Annotated in this window: 19 protein-coding genes; 6 read left to right on the top strand and 13 right to left on the bottom strand. The window is 52.6% G+C overall.

What is annotated here, in order from left to right; all coding sequences use genetic code 11:
• Nucleotides 1-43: 43 nt before the first annotated feature.
• Entirely contained in the window at nucleotides 44-472 is a 429-nt protein-coding gene (gene uspG / locus NUX24_RS00115) for a universal stress protein UspG (RefSeq protein ID WP_023310731.1), read from the bottom strand.
• A 180-nt stretch (nucleotides 473-652) separates the two neighbouring features.
• Between uspG and NUX24_RS00120 the strand changes: the two genes are divergently transcribed.
• Nucleotides 653-1,891 carry a zinc-dependent alcohol dehydrogenase gene (locus NUX24_RS00120; RefSeq protein WP_257829118.1) on the top strand — a complete coding sequence of 413 codons (1,239 nt, stop codon included), beginning with the start codon at nucleotides 653-655 and terminating at the stop codon, nucleotides 1,889-1,891.
• Nucleotides 1,892-1,899: 8 nt separating this feature from the next.
• Here the strand turns inward: NUX24_RS00120 and yldA are convergent, their stop codons facing one another.
• Together yldA and rnk are read right to left on the bottom strand one after the other, a co-directional pair.
• Entirely contained in the window at nucleotides 1,900-1,989 is a 90-nt protein-coding gene (gene yldA, locus NUX24_RS21815) for a small membrane protein YldA (RefSeq protein WP_274518173.1), read from the bottom strand.
• 137 nt (nucleotides 1,990-2,126) lie between these two features.
• Nucleotides 2,127-2,537 (bottom strand): nucleoside diphosphate kinase regulator, encoded by a 411-nt coding sequence (rnk, locus tag NUX24_RS00125; RefSeq protein ID WP_023310734.1) that lies wholly within the window; start codon nucleotides 2,535-2,537, stop codon nucleotides 2,127-2,129.
• Between the two features lie 245 nt (nucleotides 2,538-2,782).
• Between rnk and NUX24_RS00130 the strand changes: the two genes are divergently transcribed.
• A complete protein-coding gene (locus NUX24_RS00130; protein WP_257829121.1) occupies nucleotides 2,783-3,400 on the top strand; it encodes a flavin reductase family protein in 618 nt (205 codons plus the stop codon).
• Here the strand turns inward: NUX24_RS00130 and rna are convergent.
• Together rna and dcuC are read right to left on the bottom strand one after the other, a co-directional pair.
• Entirely contained in the window at nucleotides 3,394-4,167 is a 774-nt protein-coding gene (rna, locus tag NUX24_RS00135; protein ID WP_374693099.1) for a ribonuclease I, read from the bottom strand. The two genes, NUX24_RS00130 and rna, sit on opposite strands and share 7 nt — an antisense overlap.
• Nucleotides 4,168-4,297: 130 nt before the next feature.
• Nucleotides 4,298-5,665, bottom strand: a complete 1,368-nt coding sequence (gene dcuC / locus NUX24_RS00140; RefSeq protein ID WP_023310737.1) for an anaerobic C4-dicarboxylate transporter DcuC — start codon at nucleotides 5,663-5,665, stop codon at nucleotides 4,298-4,300.
• A 435-nt stretch (nucleotides 5,666-6,100) separates the two neighbouring features.
• Here dcuC and pagP point away from each other — a divergent pair, with 435 nt between their 5' ends.
• Together pagP and cspE are read left to right on the top strand one after the other, a co-directional pair.
• Nucleotides 6,101-6,676, top strand: coding sequence for a lipid IV(A) palmitoyltransferase PagP (gene pagP / locus NUX24_RS00145; protein ID WP_126329010.1), 576 nt, complete (start codon nucleotides 6,101-6,103; stop codon nucleotides 6,674-6,676).
• A 190-nt stretch (nucleotides 6,677-6,866) separates the two neighbouring features.
• A complete protein-coding gene (cspE, locus tag NUX24_RS00150; protein WP_002439184.1) occupies nucleotides 6,867-7,076 on the top strand; it encodes a transcription antiterminator/RNA stability regulator CspE in 210 nt (69 codons plus the stop codon).
• 219 nt (nucleotides 7,077-7,295) lie between these two features.
• On the opposite strand, the gene crcB is transcribed toward cspE, so the two are convergent.
• Complete coding sequence (gene crcB, locus NUX24_RS00155; protein ID WP_257829125.1) at nucleotides 7,296-7,679, bottom strand: fluoride efflux transporter CrcB; 384 nt, start codon at nucleotides 7,677-7,679, stop codon at nucleotides 7,296-7,298.
• Between the two features lie 67 nt (nucleotides 7,680-7,746).
• On the opposite strand from crcB, the gene NUX24_RS00160 reads away from it, so the two are divergent.
• Nucleotides 7,747-8,535 (top strand): deaminated glutathione amidase, encoded by a 789-nt coding sequence (locus tag NUX24_RS00160; protein WP_257829127.1) that lies wholly within the window; start codon nucleotides 7,747-7,749, stop codon nucleotides 8,533-8,535.
• A 125-nt stretch (nucleotides 8,536-8,660) separates the two neighbouring features.
• On the top strand, nucleotides 8,661-8,864 hold the full coding sequence (gene tatE, locus NUX24_RS00165) for a twin-arginine translocase subunit TatE (protein ID WP_023310742.1): 204 nt from the start codon (nucleotides 8,661-8,663) through the stop codon (nucleotides 8,862-8,864).
• A gap of 81 nt (nucleotides 8,865-8,945) precedes the next feature.
• On the opposite strand, the gene lipA is transcribed toward tatE, so the two are convergent.
• From lipA to mrdB, 7 genes are all read right to left on the bottom strand, one after another.
• Nucleotides 8,946-9,911, bottom strand: a complete 966-nt coding sequence (gene lipA / locus NUX24_RS00170) for a lipoyl synthase (RefSeq protein ID WP_028019480.1) — start codon at nucleotides 9,909-9,911, stop codon at nucleotides 8,946-8,948.
• A 207-nt stretch (nucleotides 9,912-10,118) separates the two neighbouring features.
• Nucleotides 10,119-11,072, bottom strand: a complete 954-nt coding sequence (locus NUX24_RS00175) for a YbeF family transcriptional regulator (protein ID WP_257829132.1) — start codon at nucleotides 11,070-11,072, stop codon at nucleotides 10,119-10,121.
• Between the two features lie 291 nt (nucleotides 11,073-11,363).
• Entirely contained in the window at nucleotides 11,364-12,005 is a 642-nt protein-coding gene (gene lipB, locus NUX24_RS00180; protein ID WP_126329007.1) for a lipoyl(octanoyl) transferase LipB, read from the bottom strand.
• Between the two features lie 95 nt (nucleotides 12,006-12,100).
• A complete protein-coding gene (gene ybeD, locus NUX24_RS00185; RefSeq protein ID WP_006177135.1) occupies nucleotides 12,101-12,364 on the bottom strand; it encodes a DUF493 family protein YbeD in 264 nt (87 codons plus the stop codon).
• A gap of 106 nt (nucleotides 12,365-12,470) precedes the next feature.
• On the bottom strand, nucleotides 12,471-13,682 hold the full coding sequence (gene dacA, locus NUX24_RS00190) for a D-alanyl-D-alanine carboxypeptidase DacA (protein ID WP_032638844.1): 1,212 nt from the start codon (nucleotides 13,680-13,682) through the stop codon (nucleotides 12,471-12,473).
• A 139-nt stretch (nucleotides 13,683-13,821) separates the two neighbouring features.
• Nucleotides 13,822-14,934: an endolytic peptidoglycan transglycosylase RlpA gene (gene rlpA, locus NUX24_RS00195; RefSeq protein WP_047650573.1), complete on the bottom strand. Its 1,113-nt coding sequence runs from the start codon at nucleotides 14,932-14,934 to the stop codon at nucleotides 13,822-13,824.
• A 16-nt stretch (nucleotides 14,935-14,950) separates the two neighbouring features.
• Entirely contained in the window at nucleotides 14,951-16,063 is a 1,113-nt protein-coding gene (mrdB, locus tag NUX24_RS00200; protein ID WP_047650574.1) for a peptidoglycan glycosyltransferase MrdB, read from the bottom strand.
• Between the last annotated feature and the right edge of the window lie 2 nt (nucleotides 16,064-16,065).

The following is a 16,065-nucleotide window of genomic DNA, read 5'->3' on the forward strand; positions in this document are numbered from 1 at the left end:
ACACCTGCAATAGCGAGAGGCCACCGAAAGGTGGCCTCTTTTTTTATCTTACGACCATCACCGGTATGTGAGTGTGGCGGATCACGCTGGAGGCGTTAGAGCCCAGCAGATGCGTGGTAATGGAAGGGTTGCGCGAACCGATGACCACCACGTCTGCTTTCAGCTCGTTCGCCAGTTCGTTTACCGCATCGCGTACGCTGCCGAATCTGACGTGCGTTTTGATGCGAGAAGGGTCGATGCTGAAGTGGCTGACCATGGTTTGCAGGCGAGTTTCCGCTTCATGCTGCAAATGCTCCTCGAAGCGGCGTACATCGGCGGCAAAGCGGTGCAGGCTCAGGCTGGCTGAGCCCGGCAGTACGTGCAAAAGATGGATAACACCGTCCTGCTGCGCCAGGAACTCCGCATGGCGAACGGCCTTGTCGCTCAGCTCCATCTCAAAAACATCAACCGGCATAATGATTCTCTGATACATACCCGTTTCTCCTTGTTTATAAACGCTGTACTCATTCAACCATAAAAAATAAATGGTTTCTGTAAGCGCTCCGTCAGTTTTCTTATCTCACCAGGATAAATCTCAAAAGCCCCGTATTCCGGGGCAGACCTTCAGGGATAGCTACCCTTATACACTTACCTGGAACCTTTCGGAGGTCGCATGAAAGCACTTACGTATCACGGTCCGCACCATGTTCGCGTCGAGAATGTACCCGATCCCATTATCGAACAGCCCGACGATATCATTCTGCGCGTCACGGCCACGGCTATCTGCGGCTCCGATTTGCATCTCTATCGCGGAAAGATCCCGAAGGTGCAGCACGGCGACATTTTTGGCCATGAGTTTATGGGGGAAATCGTCGAGTGCGGCGCAGAGGTGAAGAATTTGCAAAAAGGCGATCGCGTGGTGATCCCCTTTGTCATCGCCTGCGGAGACTGTTTCTTCTGTCGTCTGCAGCAATACGCAGCCTGTGAGAATACCAATGCCGGGCAGGGCGCCGCGCTTAACAAAAAGCAAATTCCCGCACCGGCCGCGCTGTTTGGCTACAGCCATCTCTACGGCGGCGTGCCGGGGGGACAGGCGGAATATGTCCGCGTGCCGAAGGGGAACGTCGGACCGTTTAAGGTCCCGCAGCTTCTTTCCGATGATAAGGCGCTGTTCCTGTCCGATATTTTGCCCACGGCCTGGCAGGCGGTAAAAAATGCGCAGATTGAAAAAGGCTCAAGCGTTGCGGTTTTCGGCGCCGGGCCGGTGGGGCTACTGACCATTGCCTGCGCGCGGCTGTTAGGGGCTGAGCAGATTTTTGTTATCGATCACCACCCGTACCGTTTGCGATTTGCCGAGGCGCGTTACGGCGCAATTCCCATCAACTTTGATGCTGATAACGACGCGGCGGAAAAAGTCATCGAACAGACCGCTGGCCAGCGCGGCGTTGACGCCGTGATTGATGCGGTAGGGTTCGAAGCGAAAGGTAGCACCACCGAAACGATCCTCAGCAATCTTAAAATTGAAGGCAGTAGCGGCAAAGCGTTGCGGCAGTGCATTGCTGCCGTTCGACGCGGTGGCGTAGTTAGCGTACCCGGCGTGTACGCCGGGTTTATTCATGGCTTCCTGTTTGGCGATGCCTTTGATAAGGGGCTGACGTTCAAAATGGGCCAGACGCACGTCCATGCCTGGCTGGGTGAACTGCTGCCGCTGATCGAAAAAGGGCTGCTTACCCCGGAAGAGATCGTGACCCATTATCTCCCCCTGGCTGATGCGGAACGCGCCTATAAGGTATTCGAAAAACGGGAGGAGGAGTGCCGGAAGGTGATTCTGGTCCCTGGTGCAGAAACACCCGAGGCCGCAGAGCAGAAAGTTAAGGGCCTGGTAAATGCTTTCCCCGGTGGGGTTGCATGAATACTCGCCTAGCTGTGGCGTTCAAGATAAAGCACGGCCATGACGATAATCGCCGCAATAATCAGAAAAATAAGTGTGATAGCCAGTATCTCACTCATGACCGTCCCCACGGCACCAAAACAGATTAAGCGTGGATTAAGGGCTTTTTGCGCGATATAAGAAAATGGGGTGAATTTACGGAAAGAGGATGCGGCTGCATCCTCTGTGCAAAGCGGGGGCGCTTGTTCAGAAGTGGTTAACGCAGGTAATCGCCCGCGGCTTCTGGCTGGTAGAGCAACGCCAGCACTTCAAGATGAGCAGAGGCGCCGCCCGGCAATTCCCAGTGGATGGTATCGCCCGTGCGCAGGCCCAGCAGTGCGGCACCCACAGGCGCAAGAACAGAAAGCTGTGCGCTGCTGTCGGTCATCTGAGCCGGGTAAACCAGCGTTCGGGTCAGCTCTTCACCGGTGGTAAGGTTGCGGAATTTTACCTGGCTGTTCATGGTGACCACGTCATGCGGCATCGTCTCAGGCGTGCACATCTGTGCCCGGTCGAGCTCCTCATTCAGGGCGTCGGCCACGGGAAGTGAGGCAAACTCTGCTTTTTCCAGCAGCCTGTCGATACGTTCTGCGTCGAGCTCATTGATGATAATTGTAGGTCTGGACATTTTTACTCCATGTCGTTAATGCTGCGTGTAACGCAGAAACCAATCCAAAAGAAAACCCTCGCCGTCTGGCAGCGAGGGTTTAACTCTCCCGATGATACTGGCTGAGCACGCAAGTTTGAAGTGATGAAGGTCACATTCATGGTCCATATGAATTTTCGCTGAAATTTATTCAGTCTTCATTCCGGGCGGAATACGTTACGCTGAGTGTCCTGAACCCGGGCGTTGCCCACCAACGAGAGAGAATTATGTACTTCTACCAACCGTCTCAGGGTCACGGCCTGCCGCACGATCCGCTGAACGCCATTATTGGACCGCGTCCGATCGGCTGGATCTCCTCATGCGATAAGGCCGGTCAGCTGAATCTCGCACCGTACAGCTTCTTTAACTGCTTTAACTATCGCCCGCCGATCATCGGTTTTTCCAGCAACGGCTGGAAGGACAGCGTGCGTAATATTAACGAAACAAAAGAGTTTGTCTGGAACCTCGCAACCCGCGATCTTGCCGAAGCCATGAACCAAACCTCTGCCATGCTTCCTCACGATCGGGATGAATTTAGCTTTGCCGGACTCACGCCGGCGGCGAGCCAGCTGGTTAACGCGCCGCGCGTCGCGGAAAGCCCGGTAAACTTTGAGTGCCGCCTGTCGCAGTGCATTCAACTGACCGGTGCCGACGGCACACCGGTTGATACCTGGCTGGTGCTGGGGGAGGTGGTCGGTATCCATATCGCCGAAACGCTGCTGGAAGAGGGGATTTACCAGACGGCGAAAGCGCAGCCCATCCTGCGTGCGGGTGGGCCGACGGCGTATTATGGCATCAGCGATGAAAACCGGTTTGATATGGTGCGCCCGGGTGCGGCTCAGTAGCCGGCTTTATCAATCACAAACTGTTTTCCGCAGTTACCTGGATGTGGCTGCGGGGCAAATGACGCCGCAGAAAGCGGGTTGTTAATGGTGTCCGCCTTAAGCGAAACCTGCATCTCGGTCAGATACGCCGGATTGCCGTTGCAGGTCAGCTTGATCGCTTTGATGTTTTCTTTGCCCCAGCTTTTGGCAACGGCAATGTCAAAGTCGCTGCGATTGACGGTTTTCCCGTAATTATCGGCGAGGAATTTACCAACCGCGCTGTTTTTAACTTCCTGATTCATCCGCACCATCGTGCCGAAATAGGCATCCGGATCGAAACCAAAGCAGACGCCATGTTTGGCATATTCATAACGTTCCAGGCAGGAATTACCGCCCGCGCCCGGCATCACGTCGTTGAGCTTTGCGGCCGCGGAAAGCGACAGTCCGGTTTCGGCTGCATTGCATTTGCGGCTGGCCTTCACTTCCGGCATGTTCGGGATAGGGCGCGTGGCGCAGCCAAAACGCATCCATCGACGCTCATCCACGCCGCGTGCGGCAATAGATTTCGGCAGGCCAGGCCATAGACCGTGAACGGTCAGAAAATCGGCTTTATTATCGCGCTCTTTTTGCAGGCGACATTCGTCAGGTTCATTGCGGTTGCGCTCGACCATGCTCTGGCAAAACCCGGTTTGCCAGGACAGGGCCAGCACATAACGATCGAAATCGCCATACTGTGTTGCCTTCAGCGGTTCCGCCTGAGCGGAGAAGATACAGAGAGCAAGCGCCATTGCGCCAGACGGGATGACGATATCCTTCCTGAACATATGATTTCCTGATCGAATGAGCACGATTTATTTCTGGAAGTTATTAAAGCACAAAAAGCGCCTGCAGGCGCTTTTTGGATATCCATAATTTAGCTTAGGCCGCGCCGGGAACCAGCACTTCGGTGGCGATAATCACGATAATCAGACCAACTATAACGGGCACTGAGGTGCGTTTTACCACTTCGAATGGCGAGATTTTCGCCATCCCGGCAACGGCGACGACCACGCCCGACACAGGCGAAATGGTACGACCCAGGTTTGACGCCTGCAGCATGGGAATGGAGAGGTAGGCCGGGTTAATACCTGAGGAGTGAGCCAGTTTCGGGATCATCTCAACGAAAGCGTAGAAAGGCGCATTACCGGAACCGGTGGTCATGGCTGCCAGCATGGTGAGCACCACCAGAACCAGCATCAGGATAATACTGGCCGAGCCGAACGAGGTGGCGATAGAAATCAGGCTCTGGATAAAGCCGATCGTGCTCAGACCCTGGGCAAAAACGCCCGCTGCAACCAGCAGGATCACCACGCCAGCGAAGGCATCCGCCATACCGCGATACGCAACTTCCAGACCCGAGAAGACTTTTTGCGTGTTAAAACCGCGTACAAACTCCAGCACGGCGGCCAGCAGCATACAGATGACCAGAATGGTGATGATGTGCAGCTGTGGACCCCATTTGCCGTCAAAAATCAGCACTCCGACGATCGGGGTGAACGGCAGAATGGCATAGAACGCGGGAGCCGTCGTGGTGATCTCACTCACGTCCATCATTTCATGGCTGATGTTTTCTTTCTTATCGAGATAGCGCTGCCAGAAGAAATGCGCGATCCCCATGCCCACGATGGCAACAATCGAGATTGGTAACGTGGTTTTAAAGGCGAAGTCGATGAGTGACATCTCCGCCGCCTTTGCCGCCAGCACGACGTCGCCGGAGGTCGGGGAGAGAATAATCGCTGCCGGAGACGCGCAAATTGCCGCGGCCGCGCCACGGCTGATACCGACGTTCACCATAACCGGGAACAGCGTCGCCATGAGCAGTACGCCAAGTCCGGTAGCTGACGAAACGGCCAGCGACATGAGGCAGGCGAGGAAATAGGCGGCGACCATCAGCAGATACGGCGAGTTGATGTATTGCAGGGGCTTGGAGGCAAGCTTAACGACCATGTCGTTGGCGCCGATGTGGGTCATGTAGGCTGCAAAACCGCACAGCATCATGATCATCATACCCAGGTCACCGCCGCGGCTCATGAGCAATATTTTAATGTATTCAACAATATCTGTAGCAGTGTAACCGGTACTGGTCGCGCTGGCAGGTAACACCTGGTGCCCCATTATTGCGCTGATAATCAGCAGCGTTAAACCGCCGACAAATAATACGCCCGTGGCCGAGTAGCCTTTAATGATGTAGCGTGCGACGCCGACAATGACGACGACTCCAATAAGGAGTTCGAATAACGTAAGCATGATTTCCCCTGTATCTCTGCTGCAATGGAGCACAAAAATCAATAAAAAAAGAAGGATGAAAATGTGCCGAATAAATGTTCTGTTCTTGCTGATTAAAATCAATAAACTGACGACTAAAGAACAGAACAACCGTGTTTTTGCCATGGTCCATACATTTATGTCATGAGGTCCTTGACCCTCAGAAACTGCGCAACATGTCATTAATAATGATAACAAATTGTTAATGCTTTGTGTGGTTTTACAAGTTACTGATTAACAATGCCAAATGGTAAAAGTCACACATCTTGTGGGCTTATTTGAACGTATCGTCGGCTTTCTTTAAGAATATTCCCGGGAAGTGGCCGAATAATTAGGAATAACGCCGATGCCGTTAAGCCTTTATTCAACTATGTTGTGGTAAACTTTGCCTCGAATACTAAGAATGGTAATTGCATTGTGATTGTACGTAATACATTTTTCTCTATTTTGTTGTTTATTTTTGGGCAGTTAACGTTTTCTTCTGTTGCACAGGCAGAAGAAACCGCGACGGATAAAGGCTGGTTTTCAACCTTTACGGATAATGTTTCCCAGACCTGGACGGCACCTGAACATTATGATCTCTATGTCCCGGCAATAACGTGGCATGCGCGTTTTGCTTATGACAAAGAGAAAACCGATAAATACAACGAGCGTCCGTGGGGCGCGGGTTTTGGCCAGTCCCGCTGGGATGAAAAGGGAAACTGGCATGGTATCTATCTGATGGCCTTCAAAGACTCGTTTAATAAATGGGAGCCGATTGGGGGATATGGTTGGGAAAAAACCTGGCGCCCGCTAGCGGACGAGAACTTCCATGTCGGTTTGGGCTATACCGCCGGGGTCACTGCACGTGACAACTGGAAATACATTCCAATCCCGGTGCTGCTGCCTTTGGCCTCTATTGGCTATGGTCCCGCAACGTTCCAGATGACCTACATTCCGGGTACGTATAACAACGGTAACGTTTACTTCGCCTGGATGCGTTTTCAGTTTTAACTGACAAAACGTTACATACTGGTGAAAAAACGCGCAGGCGCTGATTCATAAGCGATAAAAATCTGTCAGTGAAAATTAACGCGACTTTAGTCACTTTTTATCAAAGATCCGCTGGACAAAAGGTCCCACAATTGATGTACTGATAACCGACACAGCATTTGTGTCGTTTTTTAATGTAAAGGTAATTTTGATGTCTAAGATTAAAGGTAACGTTAAGTGGTTTAATGAGTCCAAAGGATTCGGTTTCATTACTCCTGAAGATGGCAGCAAAGACGTGTTCGTACACTTCTCTGCAATCCAGTCTAATGGTTTCAAAACTCTGGCTGAAGGTCAGCGTGTAGAGTTCGAAATCACTAACGGTGCCAAAGGCCCTTCTGCTGCTAACGTAATCGCTCTGTAATTCAGACGCGTCAGCAAGAATTTCAAAACCCGCTCACTGAGCGGGTTTTTTTCGTTTTGAATCAGCCTAGCAGATACATTTTCAGGAAGCTTGCAACGATCAGCACGCTCAACAACACCATTCCTGCGCTCATCAGACTCTGTTTCATTCTGTCACCCTCGTTGAGTATTGCATTCAGAGTGACAGAGAAAAATTAAGCCAACATTAACGGTTCGGCTGTTAATGCGCGCTTGCGGAAGAAAAGAGCCAAAATGCGATCCCCGTCATTGCAAAGGATCCGAGCATGTTAATCGCGATATTCATCAGCGCCCACCCGATACGGCCTTCCTGAAACAGAAAAACCGTTTCCGCAGAAAAGGTTGAGAAGGTGGTCAAACCGCCGCAGAATCCGGTGGTAATCAATACCTTCCATATTGGGTCGATGTGCGTCATTCGATTAAACCAGGCCAGCCCCATACCAATGATGAAAGCACCAATCAGGTTTGCGGCAAGCGTCCCCATGGGAATCGCCTGATGCAGGGGATTAAACCGCATACTCAAAAACCATCGCGCAACGCTACCCGTTCCCCCACCAATAAAAACGGCTAAAAGTAGTTGTAACACGCTTAATACCTGCTATTTGATGTGTAAGAGTAGCGAGTTTAACGCCGTTTATGATGAGGGGACAAATATGTATGTAGCGGTAGGGCAGTTTGCCGTCACGCCTGACTGGCATGTGAATGCGAAAACATGCGTCAACCTGATGATGCAGGCCCGACAGAAAGGCGCGTCGTTGTTGGTTCTCCCCGAGGCGCTGCTGGCCAGAGCTGATAACGACCCGGATTTGTCCGTGAAGTCCGCGCAGCCGCTGGATGGCGAATTCTTACAGCAATTGCTCGGCCAAAGCGCAGGCAATACGATGACGACGATCTTAACGATCCATGTTCCCTCCACGCCGGGTCGCGCGGTGAATACGCTGGTGGCGATTCGTGACGGGACCATCGTCGCACGCTACGCCAAGCTTCACCTCTATGATGCGTTCAGCATCCAGGAGTCGCGACGCGTTGACCCCGGAGACAATATCCCACCGCTGCTGGAGATTGACGGATTCAGGATCGGGCTGATGACCTGCTATGACCTGCGTTTTCCCGAGCTGGCGCTGCATCTGGCGCTGCAGGGGGCGGACGTACTGGTGCTGCCTGCCGCGTGGGTCAGAGGGCCGTTAAAAGAGCACCACTGGGCAACGCTGCTTGCGGCGCGCGCGCTGGATACCACCTGTTATGTCGTTGCCGCAGGAGAATGTGGCACGAAAAACATTGGGCAAAGCAGGGTAGTTGATCCGCTGGGGGTGACGATCGCCGCTGCCGCTGAAGCCCCGGATTTGCTGGTGGCGGAGATAAACTTAGAGAGAATTGCGCTTGCGCGTCAGCAATTACCCGTTCTTCGCAATCGTCGGTTTGCGCCACCGCAATTATTGTGATGTTTTTTTCAACAATGCTTGATTCACCTTGTTACAGATTGCTATTGTGTGCACGCGCTAAATGACCGTTAATACAGTCAGGTTTTGGCGCTGAATGCAGCCTGTTTTAAGTAAAGAAGGTATCTATGGGTGAGATTAGTATTACCAAACTGCTGGTGGTTGCCGCACTGGTCGTCCTGCTGTTTGGTACCAAGAAGTTACGCACGCTGGGCGGTGACCTGGGGGCTGCCATCAAAGGCTTTAAGAAAGCGATGAACGATGATGATGCAGCAGCGAAGAAAAGCGCCGAGGATGACGTCCCGGCAGACAAGCTTTCTCACAAAGAGTGACGGCAACGCCTGAGGGCTTGCGAAAAAAAACCGGCTCATGAGGCCGGTTTTTTTGTATTACTGTAAATGAATATTACAGCATTATTTAACTTCTTCGCCTTTAGCCTGCATATCGGCATGGTATGAGGAGCGAACGAATGGGCCGCAGGCAGCGTGGGTGAAGCCCATCGCCATCGCTTCGGCTTTCATTTCATCGAATTCGTCAGGGCTCACGTAGCGCTGTACCGGCAGGTGGTGACGGCTTGGCTGCAGATACTGGCCCAGGGTCAACATGGTCACACCGTGGCGGCGAAGATCGCGCATCACCTCGATGATTTCATCATTGGTTTCACCCAGACCCACCATCAGACCAGACTTGGTCGGAATATGCGGATGCGCTTCTTTGAAACGCTCCAGCAGCTTCAGGGACCAGTTATAGTCAGCGCCCGGACGCACCTGACGGTAGATACGCGGCACGTTCTCCAGGTTGTGGTTAAACACATCTGGCGGCGTTGCGGTGAGGATATCCAGCGCGCGGTCCATACGGCCGCGGAAATCAGGCACCAGCGTCTCGATTTTGATGTTAGGGCTTTTCTCGCGAATGGCCGTAATACAGTCGGCGAAGTGCTGAGCACCACCATCACGCAGGTCGTCACGGTCAACTGACGTGATAACCACATAACGCAGCGCCATGTCGGCGATGGTCTGCGCCAGTTTTTGGGGTTCGTTAGCATCAGGAGCGACTGGACGGCCATGAGCAACATCGCAGAACGGGCAGCGGCGGGTACAGATAGCACCCAGAATCATAAACGTCGCGGTACCGTGATTGAAACATTCAGCAAGGTTCGGGCAAGAGGCTTCTTCACAGACGGAGTGAAGGCCATTCTTGCGCATCGCCGCTTTGATCCCCTGGATACGCGAAGAGTCGGCCGGAAGTTTGATTTTCATCCATTCCGGTTTTCTTAACAGCGCCTCGCGCTCTGTAGCCACGTTTTTAACCGGGATAAGGGCCATTTTATCGGCATCGCGGTATTTAACACCGCGTTCCATCACAATGGGTTTACTCATAGCGTGCGTGTTCCAGTTGCGAATATCGAAGGAAAGCGTTTCAATTCAAGGGAATGTTGTATTTATCAACTATTTTTGAACGAACGACAGGCAGTATATCATTGAAACGGTCGTTAAAGCAGCCTGCCAGATCGCCAATTTGTAAAATAGTTGTTGTTTTGTGCCTTTTGCCCTGCGGGTTGCAGGGACTTGTGCTGGCTAAACCTGTCAGAAGGCCTGACGGATAATGCGGATGACGTTTTCCAGGACCGGATCGCGCAAACTCAGCTTGTTGTAATGCAGTGAAATCTCGATGGATTCCGCATTAAGCTGACTGAGCGGGATGCTTTCCAGCGGCCAGCATTTTTGTAGCAGGCTGTACAGGCGTGATGGCATAACGCACAGCATGTCGCTGCTGCCGATCAGGGATGCGGTGGTAAACATATTGTAACTGCTGAAGCTGATCTGACGTTCCGGGAAAATTTCATCAATACGCTGACGAAGTGCATGATTAGATTGTCCTTCGGTCATGAAAGATGAGTGGTCGTAGTTGCGCAGGTTTTCGATGGTTAACGGCTCGCTAAGAGCAGGATGCTGCTGGCGGCAAACCAGTACCAGGTTATCCGCATAAAGCACATTTTGCCCCAGAGCTCTGGCACTGAAGCTGCCGCTTTCAATAATCAGGTCCGTCTGGAACTGGGCAAGCTGAATGTCAGGTTCATTGAGAGGCACATTGCGTAGCAGAAGCTGCGGCGCATGCTCTTTAACGGCCTTAAAGATCGCAGGCATGACCAGCACCCCTACAGAAGGGGAACAGCCGATGGTGATGGTTCGCTGCTTATCATAGCTTCCGGTTAAATCAAGTGCGCCCAGAATCGACTCAAGCCCCTGGCTGATGTACTCATGAAGATGGGTAGCGTAAGCCGTCGGCGTTACCCCCTGGCCCTTACGGATAAATAACGGATCAGGAAATATAGCGCGAAGCTTTTGGATTGACTGACTTATTGCTGATGGCGTGAGATTAAGAATTTTCGCAGCGTTAACGATACCCTTATGGACATATACTGCCTCAAAAATAGTCAGTAAATTGAGATCAATATTACGTAAAGTCCGAAAAATTTGCGGCTTGTCTTCGCCACCGGGTTCATTCAGTCGTTTGGCCGGTAAATTATTATACTCCACGCTTTCACTCCGTATACATTCACAATATGAATGATAGTTGAATTTATTTATTATGCTTGTAGAGATTCGTAAAGTGTTGGTTTTGTTTCACTTGTTTATCAAAAACAAACAGTTGTGTGATAATTGCTCACATTACTTATGCCGTGTTTGCCATGCTTGCTGGAGGCTAAATAATATGTAGCGATAATATTCGGGCGCTTCGAAAATATAGAATCCGCGGATTATTGTAAAGCGCAAAAGCGGTAAATAAACAGCGGCCCGTCAAATTAGCGAGCCCTGTAGTATGATATATTAAGCAGGGATATATTCGTGCGGGGGATTGTTAAGTAGTGCTAACATATGCTTTAAAAGCACGGGACGAATATGTTCTGGCGTAGCGGTTTCAACCCACTGACACATTTGCGTCATTTCCATGCCGGCGTAGCCGCAGGGGTTTATGCGCTGGAAAGGCGCGAGATCCATATTAATATTCAAGGCCAGGCCATGGAATGAGCAGCCTTTACGAATACGCAGCCCCAGAGAACAAATCTTCATTTCCCCAACGTAGACGCCCGGCGCATCGGCGCGCGGATGCGCGTCAATACCATATTCTGCCAGGGTGTTGACGACAGTGTTTTCAAGTAAGGTCACCAGTTCACGCACGCCCAGCTTTCTACGCTTCAGATTGAGCAGGACGTACATCACCTGCTGCCCGGGCCCATGATACGTGACCTGACCGCCGCGATCGCTCTGAATAACCGGGATATCTCCCGTCATTAGCAAATGCTCTGCTTTACCCGCCTGGCCCTGCGTAAATACCGGCAGGTGTTCGACCAGCCAGATTTCATCTGGGGTGCTGTCATCGCGTGAATCGGTGAAGTCATGCATGGCCTGGGAGACAGGCTCATAAGGTTGCAGCCCGAGGTGACGGACCAGAATTTTATCCTGATACAAAACTGCGTCTCCGAAGACGAGGGACAAAAGGTGTGGGGGAGTATATCACAGCGGGGGAGAGGGGTTACCCGGCAAACCGGGTAACCGCAAAGGGACTACAGCACCATACGAACAATTTCGATATTGCCGAGCTCTTCGTACAGCGTTTCCACCTGCTCAATGTGTGTCGCAGTGATGGTAATAGAAACCGAGTGGTAGTTGCCCTTGCTGCTTGGTTTTACTGACGGAGAGTAGTCACCCGGCGCATGGCGCTGTACCACTTCAACCACCTGATCAACCAGCTCAGGTTTCGCCAGACCCATTACTTTGTAGGTAAATGAGGTAGGGAATTCAAGCAGTTCGTTAAGTTTGGTTTTCATGTCAGCTCCGGCGTAACGTCAAAAAATAATAACTCCCACGTCAGGTGGGAGTTATCAGGATACTTAGTATATGGGGATCAAAATCACACTTTCAAGTGTTCAATTTTTAACCAAACCAGTGATGGAACATCAATTTAATGTAATCAATGATTTTGCCGAAGAAATTGCCTTCAGGAATTTCCTGCAGGACAACCAGCGGACGCTGATCGATCGTTTTTCCATCCAGCTGGAAGTTAATCGTGCCCACAACCTGGTTTTTCTGCAGCGGGGCGTGCAGTTCGGTGCTGTTCAGAACGTAGCTGGCTTTCAGATCCTTCATACGACCGCGTGGAATGGTCAGGTAGAGGTCTTTATCAACGCCGAGTGAAGCACGGTCGTTGTCGCCGAACCAGACGGGTTCAGACGCAAACTCTTTGCCTGCTTTCAGTGGGTTCACGGTTTCGAAGAAGCGGAAGCCCCAGGTCAGCAGTTTTTTGCTTTCGGTTTCACGACCTTTAAAGGTACGGCCGCCCATCACGGCAGAGATCAGACGCATCTGACCTTCAGTGGCAGAAGCCACCAGGTTGTAGCCCGCTTTGTCGGTGTGGCCAGTTTTGATGCCGTCAACGTTCAGGCTGTTATCCCACAGCAGGCCGTTACGGTTGGTCTGACGAATACCGTTGAAGGTGAACTCTTTCTCTTTATAAATAGAGTATTCATTAGGGACATCGCGGATCAGCGCCTGACCAATCAGGGCCATATCACGTGCGGAGCTGTACTGACCGTCTGCGTCCAGGCCGTGTACGGTCTGGAAATGGCTGTTTTTCAGACCCAGCGCATTAACGTAGCTGTTCATCAGGCCCACGAATGCGTCCTGGCTACCGGCGGCGAAATCGGCCATTGCCACGCAGGCATCGTTACCCGACTGCAGGTTGATACCGCGAATCAGCTGGGAAACAGGAACCTGCATACCCGGCTTCAGGAACATCAGAGAGGAACCTTTGAATACAGGGTTTCCGGTTGCCCACGCATCGTTACCGATGGTGACCAGATCCGATTCTTTGAATTTACCAGCCTTCATCGCCTGGCCGATAACATAGCTGGTCATCATTTTGGTCAGGCTGGCCGGGTCACGGCGGGCATCGGCATTCTGTTCTGCCAGCACTTTGCCAGAGTTGTAATCGATCAGGATGTAGGATTCCGCGTCGATTTGCGGAACGCCAGGGATCATGGTCTTGATATTCAGGTCATCGGCGTGAGCTGCAGAGAGCGCAGCCGCGCAAAGGGCCGTGGTCAGCGCCATGCGCTGCACAAAACGAGCAGAAAAAGTGGTCTTCATGGTCAGAACTACGACATCCGTGATGGAATTAAAAAAAGTGCCTTACTATAGCAAATGCTATTCAGGCAGGCATCCGACTTTAAGCATGAGTTTGTGAATGTGTTTTACACAAACTGACAATTCGGATACCGCCGGTTAATTATTTCGCAACAGCGATAAATGACTGAAGTTGAGCTTCATTCTGCAGACGCTGCTGCAGGGACGCGGCCTGCGATTTGCTGGCAAACGGTCCCATCTGAATGCGCCAGACCGCGCCGTTCTGTTCAACGCGTCCCGGTACGCCAAACTGCTGGCTCAGACGCTGTTGATACTGTTTGGCCCGGGCCTGATCGCTCACTGCGCCTACCTGAACCATATAGCTGCCGCTGGCCGCTGTTGGAGCCGCCACCGCCGCACTTTGCGTGGCCGCTGGCGCCGTTACGGGAGCCGGCTGAGTTGCTGGTGCCGCAACGGGAGCAGGGGCTGGAGTCGGCTCACTGCCTTCCAGCACGCCTGAGGCTAAGGTCGTCGGTGCGCCAAGAAAACCGCTACTCTTTACCGGCGCGCCGGTAGAATCCTCGCTTTGCAGCGTGTCATTGCTGATCGGACGTATTTCTCCCCCCGGCTGAGCAGGCTCTGCCGGAGACGAGACGCTTCCCATCCCGCCGTCAAGATTTGGGCGGTCAGGAAGGGCATAGGTCTGTTTTGCCACCGTCGTACACGCGGTTCCCGGCCCGGAGAGCGAACCATCCTGCGCGACGATAATCGGATCAATACGGACCTTGGTGTTGTTTGAGGTGTTCAGGCGATCGGCAGACGCGCGCGACAGGGAAATCACACGGTCATTCCCGTACGGGCCGCGGTCGTTGATACGCACGACGATCATGCGGCCATTCGCCAGGTTGGTGATACGGGCGTAGCTCGGGATCGGCAGCGTCGGATGTGCTGCCGTCAGCTGCATTGGGTCGAACGCTTCCCCGGAAGCCGTCAGGTTACTGCCTGGCTCGGCATCATAAATGGCGGCAAAGCCCGCCTGACTGAAACGGGAAGGATCCTGAACAATTTTATAGCTTTTGCCGTCGCGCTCGTAATCCTGATTGGCACTGGCATTCAGCGGTTCATAAACGGGATCGGCACCGCTGATTTCAACGATCGGGCCATTACACACCGCAGGCTGCGGCGGCGCGACGGTTGCCTGTTGCTGACCATCATCACTTGTGCAGGCCGCAAGTAAACTTGCCGCGATGCAGATCCCCAGCCACTGCTTACGCATTCCGATCCCCTTATTTTTATACGCTTTTTGACAACATTTTTCTGTGGGTATGGATCGACATCACGATACCAAACCCGGCCATCAACACGATCAGTGCCGAGCCTCCGTAACTCACCAGCGGCAGCGGTACGCCTACCACCGGCAGAATACCACTCACCATACCAATATTTACGAAGACATAAACGAATAAAATCAGCATCAACCCGCCGGCCATGACGCGACCAAAGGTGGTTTGCGCGCGTGCTGCAATCCACAATCCCCGCATGATCAGCAGGACGTACAGCGCCAGCAATATTAAGATGCCAACCAGCCCCAGCTCTTCCGCCAGTACCGCAAAGATAAAGTCGGTGTGACGTTCAGGTAAAAACTCCAGCTGCGACTGCGTGCCGTGCAGCCAGCCTTTACCGCGCAGGCCGCCGGAGCCAATTGCAATCTTGGACTGAATAATATGATAGCCCGCGCCCAGCGGATCGGTTTCCGGATCGAGCAGCATCATGACGCGCTGGCGCTGGTAATCATGCATCAGGAAGAACCAGAGGATAGGAATGAACGCCGCAACCAGCACCACCGCGATACCAATCAGGCGCCAGCTCAGTCCCGACAGGAAAAGGACAAACAGGCCGGAAAGGGCGATAAGAATTGAGGTGCCAAGGTCAGGCTGCGCCGCAACCAGCAGCGTCGGCAGGAAAATAAGCACCAGCGCGATGGCGGTATTTTTCAGAGACGGTGGACAGACGTCGCGGTTGATAAAGCGTGCCACCATCAACGGAACGGCGATTTTGGCAATTTCCGAGGGCTGGAAGCGGACAACGCCCAGATCCAGCCAGCGCTGCGCGCCTTTTGAAATGGCGCCAAACGCATCTACCGCAACCAGCAAAATAATACAGAAGATGTAGAGATAGGGGGCCCAGCCTTCGTATACGCGCGGCGGGATTTGCGCCATCACTACCATAATGATCAGGCCCATGGCGATCTGGCCGATTTTGCGCTCCATCATGCCGATGTCCTGGCCGCTGGCGCTCCAGATAACCAGGGCGCTGTAAACCAGCAGAGCCAGCAGGATCAGCAGCATGGCTGGGTCGATGTGGATTTTGTCCCACAGCGATTTTTTATTTGGATTATCCGTCATGA

Source organism: Enterobacter sp. HG048 (assembly GCF_024702055.1).
GTDB classification, from domain to species: domain Bacteria; phylum Pseudomonadota; class Gammaproteobacteria; order Enterobacterales; family Enterobacteriaceae; genus Enterobacter; species Enterobacter dykesii.